Source organism: Bacillus sp. BSL6, assembly GCF_052928345.1.
Window position 1 is genome coordinate 554,028 of the sequence record NZ_JAVGCW010000002.1, and the last position, 15,146, is coordinate 569,173.

Annotated in this window: 17 protein-coding genes; 9 read left to right on the forward strand and 8 right to left on the reverse strand. The window is 36.8% G+C overall.

What is annotated here, in order from left to right; all coding sequences use genetic code 11:
- Window positions 1-57 precede the first annotated feature (57 nt).
- Window positions 58-342: a hypothetical protein gene (locus RCJ96_RS09065; RefSeq protein WP_000926868.1), complete on the forward strand. Its 285-nt coding sequence runs from the start codon at window positions 58-60 to the stop codon at window positions 340-342.
- A gap of 35 nt (window positions 343-377) precedes the next feature.
- Here the strand turns inward: RCJ96_RS09065 and RCJ96_RS09070 are convergent, their stop codons facing one another.
- Window positions 378-1,277 carry a fumarylacetoacetate hydrolase family protein gene (locus RCJ96_RS09070; protein WP_416504227.1) on the reverse strand — a complete coding sequence of 300 codons (900 nt, stop codon included), beginning with the start codon at window positions 1,275-1,277 and terminating at the stop codon, window positions 378-380.
- A gap of 247 nt (window positions 1,278-1,524) precedes the next feature.
- On the opposite strand from RCJ96_RS09070, the gene RCJ96_RS09075 reads away from it, so the two are divergent.
- The 7 genes from RCJ96_RS09075 to gerPF all read left to right on the forward strand — a co-directional run bounded on the left by RCJ96_RS09075 (window position 1,525) and on the right by gerPF (window position 3,786).
- Window positions 1,525-1,704, forward strand: a complete 180-nt coding sequence (locus RCJ96_RS09075; RefSeq protein ID WP_000462840.1) for an aspartyl-phosphate phosphatase Spo0E family protein — start codon at window positions 1,525-1,527, stop codon at window positions 1,702-1,704.
- 96 nt (window positions 1,705-1,800) lie between these two features.
- Window positions 1,801-2,022, forward strand: coding sequence for a spore germination protein GerPA (gene gerPA / locus RCJ96_RS09080; protein ID WP_001111188.1), 222 nt, complete (start codon window positions 1,801-1,803; stop codon window positions 2,020-2,022).
- A gap of 14 nt (window positions 2,023-2,036) precedes the next feature.
- Window positions 2,037-2,243, forward strand: a complete 207-nt coding sequence (gerPB, locus tag RCJ96_RS09085; RefSeq protein ID WP_001012508.1) for a spore germination protein GerPB — start codon at window positions 2,037-2,039, stop codon at window positions 2,241-2,243.
- Between the two features lie 67 nt (window positions 2,244-2,310).
- The gene (gene gerPC / locus RCJ96_RS09090; protein WP_416504229.1) at window positions 2,311-2,925 is read left to right on the forward strand and encodes a spore germination protein GerPC; all 615 of its coding nucleotides are present in this window, start codon (window positions 2,311-2,313) and stop codon (window positions 2,923-2,925) included.
- A 6-nt stretch (window positions 2,926-2,931) separates the two neighbouring features.
- Window positions 2,932-3,126 (forward strand): spore germination protein GerPD, encoded by a 195-nt coding sequence (gene gerPD / locus RCJ96_RS09095; protein WP_001052802.1) that lies wholly within the window; start codon window positions 2,932-2,934, stop codon window positions 3,124-3,126.
- A gap of 15 nt (window positions 3,127-3,141) precedes the next feature.
- Entirely contained in the window at window positions 3,142-3,528 is a 387-nt protein-coding gene (locus tag RCJ96_RS09100; RefSeq protein WP_000902334.1) for a spore germination protein GerPE, read from the forward strand.
- Between the two features lie 42 nt (window positions 3,529-3,570).
- Window positions 3,571-3,786 carry a spore germination protein GerPF gene (gene gerPF, locus RCJ96_RS09105; protein WP_001141566.1) on the forward strand — a complete coding sequence of 72 codons (216 nt, stop codon included), beginning with the start codon at window positions 3,571-3,573 and terminating at the stop codon, window positions 3,784-3,786.
- A 32-nt stretch (window positions 3,787-3,818) separates the two neighbouring features.
- On the opposite strand, the gene RCJ96_RS09110 is transcribed toward gerPF, so the two are convergent.
- The 7 genes from RCJ96_RS09110 to RCJ96_RS09140 form a co-directional block, all read right to left on the reverse strand.
- On the reverse strand, window positions 3,819-4,106 hold the full coding sequence (locus tag RCJ96_RS09110; RefSeq protein WP_262726315.1) for an RNA polymerase alpha subunit C-terminal domain-containing protein: 288 nt from the start codon (window positions 4,104-4,106) through the stop codon (window positions 3,819-3,821).
- A gap of 12 nt (window positions 4,107-4,118) precedes the next feature.
- Complete coding sequence (addA, locus tag RCJ96_RS09115) at window positions 4,119-7,844, reverse strand: helicase-exonuclease AddAB subunit AddA (RefSeq protein WP_416504230.1); 3,726 nt, start codon at window positions 7,842-7,844, stop codon at window positions 4,119-4,121.
- Window positions 7,841-11,356 carry a helicase-exonuclease AddAB subunit AddB gene (gene addB / locus RCJ96_RS09120; protein ID WP_446699762.1) on the reverse strand — a complete coding sequence of 1,172 codons (3,516 nt, stop codon included), beginning with the start codon at window positions 11,354-11,356 and terminating at the stop codon, window positions 7,841-7,843. Before addB ends, addA begins: the two co-directional genes overlap by 4 nt.
- A 116-nt stretch (window positions 11,357-11,472) precedes the next feature.
- Window positions 11,473-12,036: a signal peptidase I gene (lepB, locus tag RCJ96_RS09125; protein ID WP_000751900.1), complete on the reverse strand. Its 564-nt coding sequence runs from the start codon at window positions 12,034-12,036 to the stop codon at window positions 11,473-11,475.
- A gap of 56 nt (window positions 12,037-12,092) precedes the next feature.
- Window positions 12,093-12,686, reverse strand: coding sequence for a TVP38/TMEM64 family protein (locus RCJ96_RS09130; RefSeq protein ID WP_000347516.1), 594 nt, complete (start codon window positions 12,684-12,686; stop codon window positions 12,093-12,095).
- Window positions 12,687-12,992: 306 nt separating this feature from the next.
- Window positions 12,993-13,589: a DUF4306 domain-containing protein gene (locus RCJ96_RS09135; protein WP_074543157.1), complete on the reverse strand. Its 597-nt coding sequence runs from the start codon at window positions 13,587-13,589 to the stop codon at window positions 12,993-12,995.
- A 212-nt stretch (window positions 13,590-13,801) separates the two neighbouring features.
- Complete coding sequence (locus RCJ96_RS09140) at window positions 13,802-14,383, reverse strand: competence protein ComK (RefSeq protein ID WP_000444431.1); 582 nt, start codon at window positions 14,381-14,383, stop codon at window positions 13,802-13,804.
- A gap of 284 nt (window positions 14,384-14,667) precedes the next feature.
- Here RCJ96_RS09140 and RCJ96_RS09145 point away from each other — a divergent pair, with 284 nt between their 5' ends.
- Entirely contained in the window at window positions 14,668-14,853 is a 186-nt protein-coding gene (locus RCJ96_RS09145) for a hypothetical protein (protein WP_416504232.1), read from the forward strand.
- Window positions 14,854-15,146: the final 293 nt, after the last annotated feature.

Here is a 15,146-nt window from a genome sequence, read left to right on the forward strand (position 1 = left end):
TTATACTAAAATAAAATTGTAATTTTCTGTATTTTAAATTCGTAAAGGAGGTGCGATATGTTATTAAGATACGGCAAACATATTAACTATTTAGCTACAACTTTTCTTTTAGTTACATTCTTTGGCTTCCTACTTTCCGTAACATCGCTTAGTCACTACTCAACTCCCACTACATTCACACTACTGAAAGCATCATTTTGGACTACTGTTATTCTTACTATCATTGGTTTTGGACGCGAAAAAAGCGCACTTACGGTTATACTATTTGGCATTTGTACACTTGCAGTCATTGGTCTTTACACTTTTTCCGTTATCGATTACCTCTATCACCCAAGACCATAGAAACGAGCTATCTAGTAATAAGATAGCTCGTTTCTTCACTTCACTACATTTCGCAAAGTACCAATTCCTTCTACTGTAATAACTACTTCATCACCGGCATGCAAAAACTTCGGTGGTGTGAAACCTTTTCCAACACCAGCCGGGGTTCCTGTTGCGATAATATCTCCTGGTTCTAATGTCATTCCTTTACTTATCGTTGAAATGATTTCTTCTATTGAAAAAATCATTTTATTTGTATTTGAAGTTTGTCTTACTTCCCCATTTACTACCGTTTCAATGTGTAACGCATTTGGCGCACTAACCATCGATTTATGAATTAAATACGGTCCCATCGGACAAAATGTATCGAAACTTTTTCCAAGGAAAAATTGCTTATGCTTCCTTTGAATGTCGCGAGCAGTTATATCATTTATAATGGTATAACCAAAAACATGCTCAAGCGCTTTTTCTTTTTTTATTTGTTTCCCTCGCTTACCAATGATGATAGCTAGTTCTCCTTCATAGTCTAATTCATTTGTTGCGTGGGGATGACTATTAATTTTTTCATCCATTCCAATCACTGTCGTTGGTGCTTTCGTAAAGATCATTATATTTTCTGGAATTGACTCTACGCCGCCCATTTCCATCGCATGCTCACGATAATTTTTTCCAACGCAAAGAATATTCTTTCTTGGCCTTGGAATTGGTGCTAATATTTTCACCTCAGTTAACGGGTAATACGCCGTTCCTTCATTTTCCTTCGCCCAATTGACAATTTCACACATTTTTTCAACACATTCGGTTCCTCTTTCAATACACTCTAACATTGTAATTGGAATCGTAACCTTTTCCCCTTTTTGTCTTTGTGCTTCTCTTACATGCAATACCTTTTCTTCCTCTTCATCCACAATACCTACAAATACCTTTTCATCTTTTTTCGCCGTTACCAAACGCAATGTTTCCACTCTCCATCCTAAAACTCATACACTTTAATTGTATTCGCATCCGTAAGAAAAAAACCTTCTCATACACGCTAATTTTTACAATATTCTTCTCATATCCGATTCGTTACTCCTTTATCATTTGGCATAAAATGTAGAAATTTTACTTTTTTTAGCGAATGCATTTCTTTTTTATGTTTTTTTTGTATAATATGTACTACATATATACTAAAAATTTCATTTAGAGATGGAGCCGATTTCAATGTTTGAGCAAGCGATTGAAAAAAAACGTGAAAAAATGATTTATTTTGCTGAACGCTACGGAATGACTTCTCAAAAAACAGTGGATTGTAGCCAAGAACTGGACAGGCTCTTAAATGCAATTTGGCATGTACATACGGATTTTCACCCTAATCAAACACTCGACACACACACACAATAACGTGTGTGTTTCTTTTATTTCAAAAAAACACACATTTTATTAAAAACGCCCATACAATAGTAGAAAAGAAAATTTTAAAAACGAAAGGTGTTTTGTATGCCAGCTATGGTCGGACATATTCGTATCGTTAATATTGGATCAAGTGGTATTTTTCATATTGGAGATGTATTTGCGATTAGACCTATTAGTTATTCACGCGCTTTCGCGGGGGCCGGCTCTTTTAACGTTGGAGATAACGTTTCTGTCTACAATTATCAAAGCGCAACGACTGTTAATGATTCAGATGTCGTTGATCAAGCGATAATTGGTTCAACTTAAAGGGGGCGATTGTATTGAATTTTTATGTAAACCAAAGCATCATCATTAACAGTATTAAAATTGATAGCATTACAACCTCTTCTGTATTCCAAATTGGTACTGCCGGAAGTATTAAAGCCCTATCTAAATTCTCAAATACTGGCGGATTTACAGAACCCCTTCGCCCATTACAGGCAAAAGGACAAATTATTTCTATCAAACCATCAACTAGTTCTTCTTAAGACATCCTTGTCATAAATATATAGTAGGAATATATTTACCCTCCCTATTGAAAAGGAGGTTTCACAAATGAATCAAGATATATATACTTACTTACACCAACTTCAACAAGCTCTTCAAGCACAACAAGCGACCATTCTTAACTTAGAAGATCAAGTTCGTCAATTACAAGAAGAGCTTAATGAATTAAAAAGTCGCCCCTCCTCTTCTATAGGAAAAGTGGAATATAAATTCGATCAATTAAAAGTAGAAAATTTAAATGGCACTTTAAATATTGGATTAAATCCATTTTCAACAAAAGGACAACAAATTGAGGATTTTCAAGTTGACACGGAAACTTTGAAGGTCAATCCTGAAACAGATACAAACCCAGACTTTTACCAAGGTATCCTTCAGGAAATGCATCGTTACTTAGATGAAGAAGCATATAATCGAATTCTCCATTTTGAACAAGAAGAGAGAACGCCGCTCGATGAAATGTATCGACAAATGATGGTTGACGACATAAAGAAACAGATGGAGCATAGACTTCCTTATTATTTATCACAAGCACAATCACATGAAGGGGTTTCAACAGATCCAGATTATTTACGAGATATCATTATTCAAGCTATGAAACATGATATCGACAAAGCCTTCCTCTCTTTTATTCAACACATACCGGGCAATTTCCGAAAGGAGTAAGTATGTATGAACCTTAACGTTGTAAACCGCGAGTTCAAAGTCGGACAGATTAAAATGAACGGTGTATCGTCGTCCGCACTCTTTTTAATTGGGGATGCAAATTTCCTCATTCTATCTTCTATTCTTGATACGCCGTTTGAAACTGTTACAGAGGGTCCATTTGTGCCATTAGTAACAGATGTCCCTCCTACTCCAGGTTAAGGAGACTGAGAAATTATGTTACATCACGTGTCTATTGTCCAAAATGTTTCTATTGTTTCGTTAGGGATTGCTGCCGTATTTCAAGTTGGGGATGCAAATCAAATGGAATTAAAAAGTAGAGCTCTTGCCGTTCACCGGGAATTCCCTTGTTATATAAAAGACGAAGGTCGCTTAGATGCATTTGAAATCTTTACAGATGAATACATTACAATCCCGAAACGAACGACAGATGTAAAATTAAACATTATAAATGAGTGTCCTTTTATTGAAGTGAATAACGTTGAATTGCGCACACTTTTAAACTCTGGTGGATTTCAAATTGGAAATGTTGATTATGTTTTTAATAACTCTCGTATTATGCAAATTCGCCAATATATTACAGATGAACCTTCCGCACAATAATTCATATAGTAATTACAAAGTTTAGTAAAGTAGGTGGATGGTATGCCTTCTGTTGTTGGAAATCTTGTCGTTCAAAACAGTAATGGTTCTTTCAATTTAGGGGATTTTTATAACGTTTCTCCGAAAGAAAATACGAAAGCTTATAATGGATCTGGAGCTTCCAATGTTGGATTTGTCGTGAATACGTTTAACGGTGTTAGTGCAACAAATACGTTTGATTCTGATGTGGCGGATCAAGACCAGATTGGGACAGCGTAAAAAAAGTAGGAGAATATCTCCTACTTTTTCTTTTATTTAAATGATAACCCGCTCTCCTCCAAAGCCTTTCTAAGCTTTGGCAAAGATGCTGGTCCCATACCATGTAGTTTTAAAATTTCTTTCTCACTATACTTCGAGAGTTCTTCTACAGTATGAATTCCATGATGTTCTAGTGCCCTTCTGGCCGGTGCTGAAAGAAGAGCGAGAAAACCTTCTTTCGGCGCTCTCTCGTTCTCACAGGTTGGGCAAGTTGGACAATCGCTACTTTTGTAGTATTCATGTCCTTTTTCACACGTTCTTAACGTCTTTTCCGTTGCCATTTTCAAGTTCCTCTATTCTTCGATTTTTACAACATGATTACCATCAAAGAAGTATAAACATTTCTCTTTCACAGGATGTTGTAAGCTTTTCTCAAGTGCCTTTGCATATAACGAAAGCTGGACTTTATATCGCTCTTCTAAAATTGGTTTCGCTTGATCAAATCCACCTGGGAACTTCCCTTCAATCGTATCCGTTTTAAAGTCGATTAAAGTAATACCATCTTCCTCTTCAATCATGCAGTCAATAACCCCTTGGACAAGAATGGATTCCCCGCTCTGCCCTTGCCAATCTTGATACGCTTCTTCTGCTGCAAGCATCATCGTAAATGGTACTTCACGCTCAACACTTTTCGCCGCTAATACCCTTTTACCTAGGTCACTATCAAAGAATGAAATTACTTTTTCAATCGCAATTTCTTCCGCCTGCTCGAATGTTAATAATTCTTTATTTACCATTCCAGCAATTTGCTCCCGAATCACTTCTTCTGTAATCGGCTTCTTCAAATCAACATGCTGCATAACGGCATGTACTGCTGTTCCGCGCTCTGCATATGTTAATCCCTTTTTCTCCATAAAACGAGGACGTGTTTGAATTGGTGCACGTAATTTTTTAATAAAGGCATTATCGCTACCTTCTTCAGATTGATAATTTCTCTTTATTTCTGTAACAGATTGCTTCGCACGATGAGATGTCGCTTCCTCATATCCGTACTTCCACATTAATCTATCGTACACCTCTTCTTTCCGTTCACTTTGCAGGGGAACGGCCTTTTTCTCACGAAGTGCTTCTAACAATTCTTGTTTCTCTTCTTGAACCGGTTCTGGCGCGAGTAACGTGTTACCGTCAACAACTTCTACTTTCCAGCTAGTGTCATACCCATAAATTTCATCTGGAACACTTCCTTGTCCTAATTCAAGAAGTATTTCACTATCACGGTGCCTATATAATGAAGGTGCAATCCAGTCTAAGTAGCAAGACGCTCCGGCACGTATATGATCTGGTAATAACCATTCACTATGCTCTCTCGCATCCAGCCATTTTTCCATTTCCTTAGTTGCATCCTTAACTGTTCCAATTAAAATTAACTTCTCTTTTGCACGTGTTAACGCTACGTATAATACGCGCATTTCTTCCGCAATTAATTCCATTTTCATTTTACGCTTAATTGCAAGTTGTGATAATGTCGTATATTTAATTCGTTTACGAGGATCGATAAATTGCGAACCGAAACCGAAGTCTTTATGCAGTAAGAAACGCTTCATTAAGTCTTGTGTATTAAAGCGACGACCAAGTCCAGCGACAAATACGACTGGAAACTCAAGTCCTTTACTTTTATGAATTGTCATAATGCGAACGACATCTTCTTGTTCACCTAAAGCTCTCGCCGTACCCATATCATCACCGCGTTCTAAAATACGCTCAATAAAGCGTAAGAAGCGGAATAGTCCTCTAAACGATGTTGCTTCATATTGTCTTGCGCGGTCATATAGTACACGCAAGTTTGCTTGCCTTTGCTTTCCAGCTGGTAAACCACCGACAAAGTCATAATAACCTGTCTCACCGTACACTTTCCAAATTAAATCGGAAAGAGACTGTTGGCGCGCAAATTCACGCCATCCTTGCAGTAAGTTGTAGAACCATTCTAATTTATCATGTAATTCTTTTTCTTCTTCAAGCGGTGCCCCTTTTAAGAATGAGCTCATTACTTCATAAAACGATCCTTTCTTCCCATGAGCACGAAGCGTTGCAAGTTCTTCATCATTTAATCCAACGATTGGGGAACGAAGTACGGCTGCAAGCGGAATATCTTGCATCGGATTATCAATAACGCGGAATACGTTCATCATAATATTTACTTCTGTCGCTTCAAAGTAACCAGTCGCAAGATCAGCGTATACTGGAATTCCTTGCAATTTTAACTCTTCCATAATTTGCGGTGCCCACGGCATGGAGCGAAGTAAAATAACGAAGTCGCGGTATTGTACAGGGCGCATACTATCCGTTTTACGATCATACACTTCATAACCTGAATCAACCATCGCTTTAATGCGCTGCGCCATAAGACGCGCTTCAAGCTGTGCTTTTTCTACTTCCACACCTTCTTCACCGTCTATTACTTCTTCTTCTGTTTGCTGAATGCACAATAGTTCAGCTGCTACATCTTCACCTTCTGGATAGCTAGCACCTAGCTTTAATTCAGCGTCAGCATCGTAATCGATTTCCCCAACTTCTTCACCCATAATTTGTTTGAAAATAAAGTTGGTACCCGCTAACACTTCATGACGACTACGGAAGTTTTTCGCTAAGTCAATTTTCATTCCGCCGCCTAATCCTTCTTGCGTGAAGCGTTTATACTTTCCTAAGAATAATCCTGGTTCTGCTAGTCGGAAACGATAAATCGACTGCTTCACGTCACCAACCATGAATAAGTTTCCTTCACTCTCAGAATCTTTCGTTACGAATTTAATAATTGATTCTTGTACGAAGTTCGTATCTTGATATTCATCGACTAATACTTCAGCAAATTTATTACGATATTGAAGCGCTACTGCTGATGGCTTCATTTCACCATTTTCACTTTGTTCACTTAAAATTTGTAAACAGAAATGCTCTAAATCTGTGAAATCGACCATTCCTTTATCTCGCTTCATCGTTTGGAAACGTTCTGTAAATACTTTTACGAGCTGAACAAGCTTTTCTAATACAGGATGCATATCTTGAAAATCTCGTAAGAAACTTTCAGGCTTACGGCTAAATAGCTCTTCTTGTAATTTTTTCACTTCATCTTTCGCTTTATTACGAAGAGAGTCTACTTGTTTTACAACATCCTCGCTGTAATCACTTTTCTTAATGCGCTTTAACGTTTGCCACGATACGTTTTGCATCGCTTCATACACGCTTGTCCATGACTCACGAGCAGCTGATGATAACGTTCCAAGTAAAACTAAATCCGCTTGCAGCGTTTCAACGCGAGGCGCTGGACCGTCAGGAAGCATTGCGAGCTCTGTCGCTTTACGAATATGCTGTTCTGCTGTTTCAAGTTGAAATTTCACATCTTCTAATAAGTAGGAAGCGTACACTAAATCTTCAATTGTCTTTCCTTCCACATCATATGCTTCTACTAATTTATCAAGCCATTTTTCCGGATTTGGATGCGCTCTTGATTCTGTATGAAGCGCTAAAATCATACGTTGTAAATCATCGTCACTACGGTCACTCGTATAACGATCAACGAGTTCAAAGAATATTGTATTATCTTCTATCCCATACTCTTCTTCTAATATGTCATCTAGCACTTCTTCTTTTAACAATTCATTTTCGGTTTGATTCGCAATGCGGAAACGAGGATCAACATCAAGCATGTAATAATATCCTCTAATGACTTGTAAACAAAATGAATGGATCGTTGAAATAGAAGCTTTATTTAATAAGCTCAGCTGCTTTCTAATGTGCTGAGAGCCCGGCTCATCAATTAATACTTTTTCTAACGCTTCCCCAATTCTGTTTTTCATCTCTTGCGCCGCTGCATTCGTAAATGTTACAACGAGCAGGCGGTCGACATCAACTGGGTTTTCTTCATTAATAATCTTTTTAATAATACGTTCAACTAATACTGCTGTTTTCCCTGATCCTGCTGCTGCCGCGACTAAAATATCACGTCCGTTCGCTACAACCGCTTTCCACTGGTCATCTGTCCACTGACTACCTTCTGGTTTTTTAGGCCAATTTTCTATCATTCTCCGCCAACCTCCTCTCTAATTTTCTCCATCGCTTCGCTATCTTTCATATCTTTTAGCGTACGGAATTGGTTATCTTCAAGTGATTCATCAAACTGACAAACAGATTTGAAGTTACAGAACGTACATGCCGCTTTATTCCCCTTTTTGTAAGGAGCAATATCAATAACGCCTTCTGTAATGTCTTTCCCGATATTTTCAAACGTATGGTGTACGTATTTTTGCAGGACGTTAAACTCTTGTTCACTGGCAATACTTGAACGCGCACTAAAACTACCGTCTTTTTTCAGACCAGCAGAAATAATATCAGAGCTTCCTGTTGAAAGTTTGTTATCCATTAAACGAACAACGTCAGCATCTCCTAGTACGAGACCTTTCATTTTGAATTTCTTTAAAATTTCCTTTTCAATTTCTGCTTCAGATGCGTCACCTTTTACCTCCACAATTGGGTTATGAATGTGGAAATACAATACACCAGCTGGTGATGCCGTGCCGCCTTTTTTCATCCACGTATGCGCATTTGAAGTAACAACATCTAAATACGTTAACATTTGAAGTGCTAATCCGTAATACACTTCCGTTAAGTCTAACGCTTTTGAGCTTGATTTATAGTCAATAATACGTAGGAATGTTCCCTTTTCATCTTCTGCCTTATCAACACGGTCAATACGGCCAACTACTTCCATCTTCACACCATTAGGTAAGGAGAATTCCATTGGCGGAAGTGATCCTGTACCGCCCATACCAAATGGCACTTCTAGATCAACTGGTACGAAACCGCTAGACTTCGCATGTTCACGAAGAATGATTGACGTACGGAAAATGATTTGTTGTAGTTTTTGTTTTAAATAGAAGTGACGGTTTGAACTTAATAAAATTTGTCTTTGTAATAACGGTGCAATCTCTTCTATTACTACAGCAGAAAGATGCTCACACTCTTTTATTGATAAATCCGCCCAAGTACGGTTTTCATGTAATAGCCTATCTGCAATTCTCTTCAGCGCTGCATGGAAGAGCTCTCCGATATCTGGCGCATCAAGTTTGAAAATATCACGCTCTCTTAACGATAAACCGTGCTGCGCAAAATGAGCGTACGCACAACGGTTAAATAATTCCATACGAGAAACGCTTCCTTTTATTTTATCTCCGTATAAATCTCTACTTACAGCTGTACTTAGCTTTTGCGCACGATTTCGGTAGAATAAGCTTGATAATACGCGGCTACTTTTTTGCTTCCATTCATCTGAAGTAACGTAGAAATTATATACATCCCACCAAAAGTCTAAGTTGCCTTCAAATCCATATCGCTTCCACGTTTGAAGTTGCTGCATAACATATGACAACGTTACTTCTGGTGTTGCTACATATGAAATTTGTTCCGAACGTGATAAATCATTTACGTCGTTCGTAATAAATGTATCTTTCACATCAGGGAACATTCTTTTTATTTTCTTAATAAAGCTAGAAGCAAGTAACGTCTTTCCTTCCTCATCTGCAAGCGGGCATGAAATGTATAATTTCTCAGTTGCTCTCGTTACCATTTGGTACATAACGAACTGTTCTTCTAATAAAGTTTGTCTCGTCGTTGGTGCGAGTTCAATACCTGCAGCGCTAAGAACATCTCTTTCTTCATCAGAAAGCATACCTTCATCCATCGGTGCTGCTGGAATCACACCTTCATTCACTCCAATGACGAATGTTGCTTTCACATTTGATAATCTAGAACGATCAATATTCGCAATTAACACTTGGTCTAATGACGGCGGAATGTTTGCGAATTGAAGCGCCTCAAGACCTGTCGACATAACGTCTGTGAACATAGAAAGTGACATTTTTTCTTCGCCAAGCATCTCAACGAACGTATCAAGAAGACTCATTACTTCTTCCCATACTTGTTCATGATCTGTCGCAAATAAGAAATCTCCGCTCTCTTCTGCACGAATACGTAATGCTTCTAATTTTTTCGGAACGTCAAGCTCTTCTAAAAATAAGTAAACAGCTTCGCACATTTGCATAACTGTTCCCGCGCGCTTCAGTCTTTTTTGCATACGAATAACAGGCGTTCTTACAACATCACGCAATCGATTTATTTTCTCTTCCATTTCACGTTCACTGTCTGTAATCATCCCGTCCGTATCGTCAAGAGAACGATAGCGGCGATACATCCACGGATCTTCAGAAGTCCATCTTTTCCCTTGTACACCGTACGCTAAACAGTAGTTTTCAAACTCATCCATCTCTTCGCGCATCGTTTCTTTTCTTACGTCTAATGGATATAAAAGTTCTGTTTTCACGCAGCGAAATACTGCATCATAACGCCAATTCCCGCTAATAATCTCGAGTGCAGAACGAATGCATTCTACTAACGGATGATGTGACATCGGGCGTTTTTCATCGATAAAGTGCGGGATATTATAATCTGTAAATAGAGTCCGCATTACATCGTAATAACTTTCTCCGTTACGAAGAAGAACTGCAATATCTCGGTAACGATAGTCTTCATCTGCTACAAGTCTACGAATTTCACGAGCAACGCCTTCTACTTCAGCTCGTAAATTCGCGGCTGTATGAATCGTTACACTTGCTTCCCCGTTAAATTTCTCATTCGGACGCGCTTCATAATGAGCTTCTAAATGCGCTAATGCTGGAGAATGAAAACGCGGTTGTTCCATAAGCGGAATCGTTTTTTCAATTTCTATTTTCTCTTCACGCGCTACTTGTTTTATTTTTTCATACGTTAACGTCGTTTCATAAAATAAATCTAGTTCATTTACTGGCTGCGCTAACGTTTTTTCATCTATCGTTAATGTAATTGTCACTCTCGCACCGCAAATCATAAGCTGTCTTACAATTTCTAGTTCTTGCGGTGAAAACGAATGGAAACCATCTATATAAATTTCAGCTCCCTTTACATATTCAGACTGCGGAAGCTTTTCCACTAGCAATTGCAGATAGTCTTCTGAATCTAAGTACTTTCCGATTAAAGCACGTTCAAAATCATCATATAATAACTGTAAGTCATACACTTTATTCGCTAATAGCTTTTGTTCAGCACTGCTACTATGTGCATCTAATTGTTGCCACATTTCATATACGTTTGATGGCGTCACGTTATATCGTTTAAACTCCGCAATCATACTGCCAAGATGTTCAAAGAAACCATTTTGCTCCGCTGCTTTTTGGAATACCGATAATCCATCTTTACGAGACTCTACAATTTTACGAAGTAACATATGTACGCCCGCTTCATCAATGTGAAGACGACTCGCTCCGCCAACTTCTTGCAATACTTTCCACGCTAATCGTGAAAAACTAAAAACTTGTGCCCGAATAGAACCTCTAACATCCTCACTACCAATTAACGCCTGCTGCGTTTGGAATGTCATCTGTTCTGGCACAAGATATAATATTGTTTCCCCTCTTGGACGCTGCTTTAACTCTTCTTGCACTTCGTGTAAACAAAGTGTACTTTTTCCACTTCCCGCTCTACCAATCACAAATCGAAGTGACATGTAACCCCACCTTTCACTTACATAACGAACGTTAGTTTGCTACTATAATTGTATTATAGGACACGAAAAAAGACAAACGGAGTAGTTTGTCTTTTTCTATACTTCTACCTATTATATCAACCTTTTGAAAAATTCGTTTGCACCTCTTGAATTGGCCAATATCGTAAATCAACTTTACCGACAACTGTATCAGCTTTTACAAAACCAAAATGTCTACTATCCCAGCTCCCGAGGCGGTTATCACCTACTACAAAAATATATCCAGGTGGCACCGTTTTTTCCTTCGTTAACTCTTCTAGCGTAAAGTCACCTGTTAGTTGTCGTCCATTTATCTCTTTCTTATATTTCTCTAGATAAGGTTCATCCACGAATTGTCCGTTTATATATAGTTTATCATGCTTATATTCAATATGATCCCCAGGTAAACCGATAATTCGTTTTACGTAGTCCTCTTTTTTGTTCGCATGAAATACAACAACATCAAACCTATTCAAGTCCCCCACTTGATAACTCACCTTATTTACAACGAGCATATTGCCATCTTGCAATGTCGGCATCATTGATTTCCCCTCTACAACGTACGTTGAAAAGAAAAACGTTCGAAAAAATACAGCTAATAATACACCAATTAAAATTGTTCGTATCCACTCTATGCCTTCTTTTTTCAAAGTTTTCTTCATCCGCTTCTCCCCTTATCCATTAATAATGAAGCTTTCCTTTACAAAGAAGACTATTCTTAATGTAGTTCTAACTTTACTTCGATTTTCTTACCGACATACCATAAAATAAAAATACCAATTGCTACAATGACTGATTTCACCGGATTATGAATAAATGACATTAAATCATGACCGATATACGTTAAAATAAAAATCATCACAAGCTTTCCGAACGCGAGCGCAAGGCCAAACTGTTTTACACTAATGCGAGATAGACCAGCAACAACATTTATAAGCGCAGATGGTGTAAACGGAAAACAAAATATGACGAAAATCGGTGCGAACCCTTTCCTTTCAATCCATCCCATTGCCTTTCGTACTTTCTCATGCTTATTCACAAAAGAAAAGAAACGACTTCGGCCAAAATGGCGGATTATGAAAAAAACAAGTAAGGCACCCATTACTGATCCAAGCCAAGAATAAAGAAAACCGAGCCAAAATCCAAATGCAACAGCATTCGCCAGTACAAATACGATAAGTGGCAATGCTGGAATTAGCGCCTCTATCATCGGTAACCCAATACCAAGAAGTGGTCCGAACGCTTTATAGCTTTCAACAATATGATCCATATTTTCTGGTGAAAAATACTCTTTGATTGTCTGAAAATCCATTCTACACTTTACCCCTTTACTCTAAGTACTACCTCTACTGTATCATTGCCTATATGAAAGAGGAAATGGTAGATACGACATATGGAGATGTAATTATTAAGTTTCCATATCTTTCATGAGAATTCCTTCATTATTATGCTATGATAATCTATCAATATTCGACAGGACGTGAAGTTATTTTAAATAACATGCGCCGATTATAGCTTAATGGTTACATTTTATGAGAAAGAAGAATATGCAAAAAGTAATAATTAGTCTTTTTCATATAGGTAACGACGGATGATTATTTTACCTTCAAACAATCCTCTAATGGCTAGTTCTTACAAGCAATTTTTTTAGCAAGCGTACACTGTCAATCACGATAAGTATTAACATATGTAAGAAAGATAGTATTAATAATGTACTCCGAATAGGTACCATTCGAAATTTGTATAAAAATTTATCAATCATATATATATCTTCTTCATTCGTTATAGTTGCAGGAGTGAAGATAAGATAATCTTTCCAGTTATCTATCCACGTTAAATTAACTGCGGAAAATTCCATCGTTCCTAACCACAAATAAAGAAAAATTGGTATAAGAATCATATATTGCAGGCTATGTAATATCTTTCTTTTCTTCTTACATTCAATAATTTGAAAGACAATAAGTGTCAGTACATACACGATTGACAGAAAACATACTATAGTGACAAACGGTTGAATTGAAAAAGCAAATAGCAATTTATCAATTTCACTAATTTGACTATAATCTGTCGTATTTTGAGGTGTGAAAACAAAATATCGTTTATCAGCGACTATCATCAACTGACTACCAGTGAAACTAGTAAACACAAATGTAAGAAAAAATATAGGCAAAGCAAGAATATATTGCGCCCAAAATAACAGGTTCCTTTTCAACATACCATCTCCTTTTTATACAGGACGAAAAAATATACTGTATGTTCAAACTATAGTGAATATGTATAATTTTCCCATTATATTGTAATTATATATTATCTTGAACCCTTCGAGAACAAAAGTTTGTACATTCTCTCATTTTGTTTATAAATCTTACAACGTAAACTGTATATATAATGAAATCAAAAAGGATGAGTCACCTCATCCTTTTCCTCTCATACATCCTCTTCTCTAACAACATACACTCTCTCATAAGCTGGTCTTAATGTTGATTCATCCCTTTGATCAACCTCTTTAAAGCAAGGATTCCCTTGTTTTTTCCTACGATCTTCATACTCCGTTCGCAATTTCGCAGTACGATTTTGTTGATTTTCAAAACTAGTTTTCGATATCTCTAACTTCACAGCAAAGCCATTTATAAATCGGATAATAAGGTTTCCATCTTTTAATTCTTTATTGCTTTCAATATAAAAATGAGATAACCACGCGCACTCTTTTCTAGAATACGAATAGGTAGGGAAAAAATAAAGTTGATCGGTCGGACTAATTGCAATTGGTGCTTTATGTGTAATGTGAGTTAACTCTTTCGTTCCTTCTTTTCTGCCTAAGAAACTAGAACCATGCTTGCGACAACTTCTTTCTATAATATCTAGAGGTTTTTGAAATACGAAAAAAGAGTCTTGCACTTCAACAACTCGCGTAACAATTTTCTTTTCACTGAGAATTACAGGAAGTAAGGCCATTGTATTTTTATTTACAACATAGTTTTCGACGTAGCGTTCTACTTTACTTTCCATATTCCACTATCTCCTTTTTTCTATTTATATTAGCAGCTGCATGTATAATTTTAGCATCTATGAAAAGGAAATGGCTTACAGATTCCGCTTTTTTACAATACTTTATTATTTGTCAAATACCTTTTAAATTATAAAATAAAAATATATTATTTTTATAATAATAAACCTATACAAAATCTATTTATACTACCTATAAATATTTACAACTACTTCCTCATTTCGCATCATTAAGACAATTAACTTTGCTATAATTAAAATAAAAATCCAATATATGGAGGTCCACTATGAAAGAAAAAGAAATGCAACCAACGATTCACATGAAACATAGCAGCATTGTGATCGTGAACAACTCAGCTAGCATTATATTCGCTTTATTTTTCATTCTATTATTTTTTGCAAAGCCTTTTCGTAAATCGAAATGCTCTGAATGTAAGAAAAGCGCGAAGAAAAAAGTTGAAAAAGAAGAGTAAAAGGCTTTCTATTTTGGAAAGCCTTTTACTCTTCTTCATATTCATATTTTCTTCCGAGTGTCCCTGTATCCCCTTTATTTTCTAATATTATTACATATAAAAAATTATCCACTACGTTAAAAAGTACTTGTACGTGTTACCCATTTTTATTAAGAACTTCACCTTTATAAATCACTAGCAACTTTTTAACTCGTTAAATCTGCAATATAAGTTTTGTATATAATTCCACTTCAAAACACAAAATATGTAAGTGATTATTTATGATTACATTCGTTTTTTATCTAATTCCAAAA

Coding starts and splice junctions, on each gene's coding strand:
- RCJ96_RS09075 (WP_000462840.1), top strand. CDS start 1,525: ATGTTTGAGCAAGCGATTGAAAAAAAACGTGAAAAAATGATTTATTTT.
- gerPC (WP_416504229.1), top strand. CDS start 2,311: ATGAATCAAGATATATATACTTACTTACACCAACTTCAACAAGCTCTT.
- RCJ96_RS09135 (WP_074543157.1), bottom strand. CDS start 13,589: ATGTTGAAAAGGAACCTGTTATTTTGGGCGCAATATATTCTTGCTTTG.
- RCJ96_RS09130 (WP_000347516.1), bottom strand. CDS start 12,686: ATGGATTTTCAGACAATCAAAGAGTATTTTTCACCAGAAAATATGGAT.
- lepB (WP_000751900.1), bottom strand. CDS start 12,036: ATGAAGAAAACTTTGAAAAAAGAAGGCATAGAGTGGATACGAACAATT.
- gerPD (WP_001052802.1), top strand. CDS start 2,932: ATGAACCTTAACGTTGTAAACCGCGAGTTCAAAGTCGGACAGATTAAA.
- RCJ96_RS09100 (WP_000902334.1), top strand. CDS start 3,142: ATGTTACATCACGTGTCTATTGTCCAAAATGTTTCTATTGTTTCGTTA.
- RCJ96_RS09145 (WP_416504232.1), top strand. CDS start 14,668: ATGAAAGAAAAAGAAATGCAACCAACGATTCACATGAAACATAGCAGC.
- gerPF (WP_001141566.1), top strand. CDS start 3,571: ATGCCTTCTGTTGTTGGAAATCTTGTCGTTCAAAACAGTAATGGTTCT.
- RCJ96_RS09110 (WP_262726315.1), bottom strand. CDS start 4,106: ATGGCAACGGAAAAGACGTTAAGAACGTGTGAAAAAGGACATGAATAC.
- gerPA (WP_001111188.1), top strand. CDS start 1,801: ATGCCAGCTATGGTCGGACATATTCGTATCGTTAATATTGGATCAAGT.
- addA (WP_416504230.1), bottom strand. CDS start 7,844: ATGATAGAAAATTGGCCTAAAAAACCAGAAGGTAGTCAGTGGACAGAT.
- RCJ96_RS09065 (WP_000926868.1), top strand. CDS start 58: ATGTTATTAAGATACGGCAAACATATTAACTATTTAGCTACAACTTTT.
- addB (WP_446699762.1), bottom strand. CDS start 11,356: ATGTCACTTCGATTTGTGATTGGTAGAGCGGGAAGTGGAAAAAGTACA.
- RCJ96_RS09140 (WP_000444431.1), bottom strand. CDS start 14,383: ATGGAAAGTAAAGTAGAACGCTACGTCGAAAACTATGTTGTAAATAAA.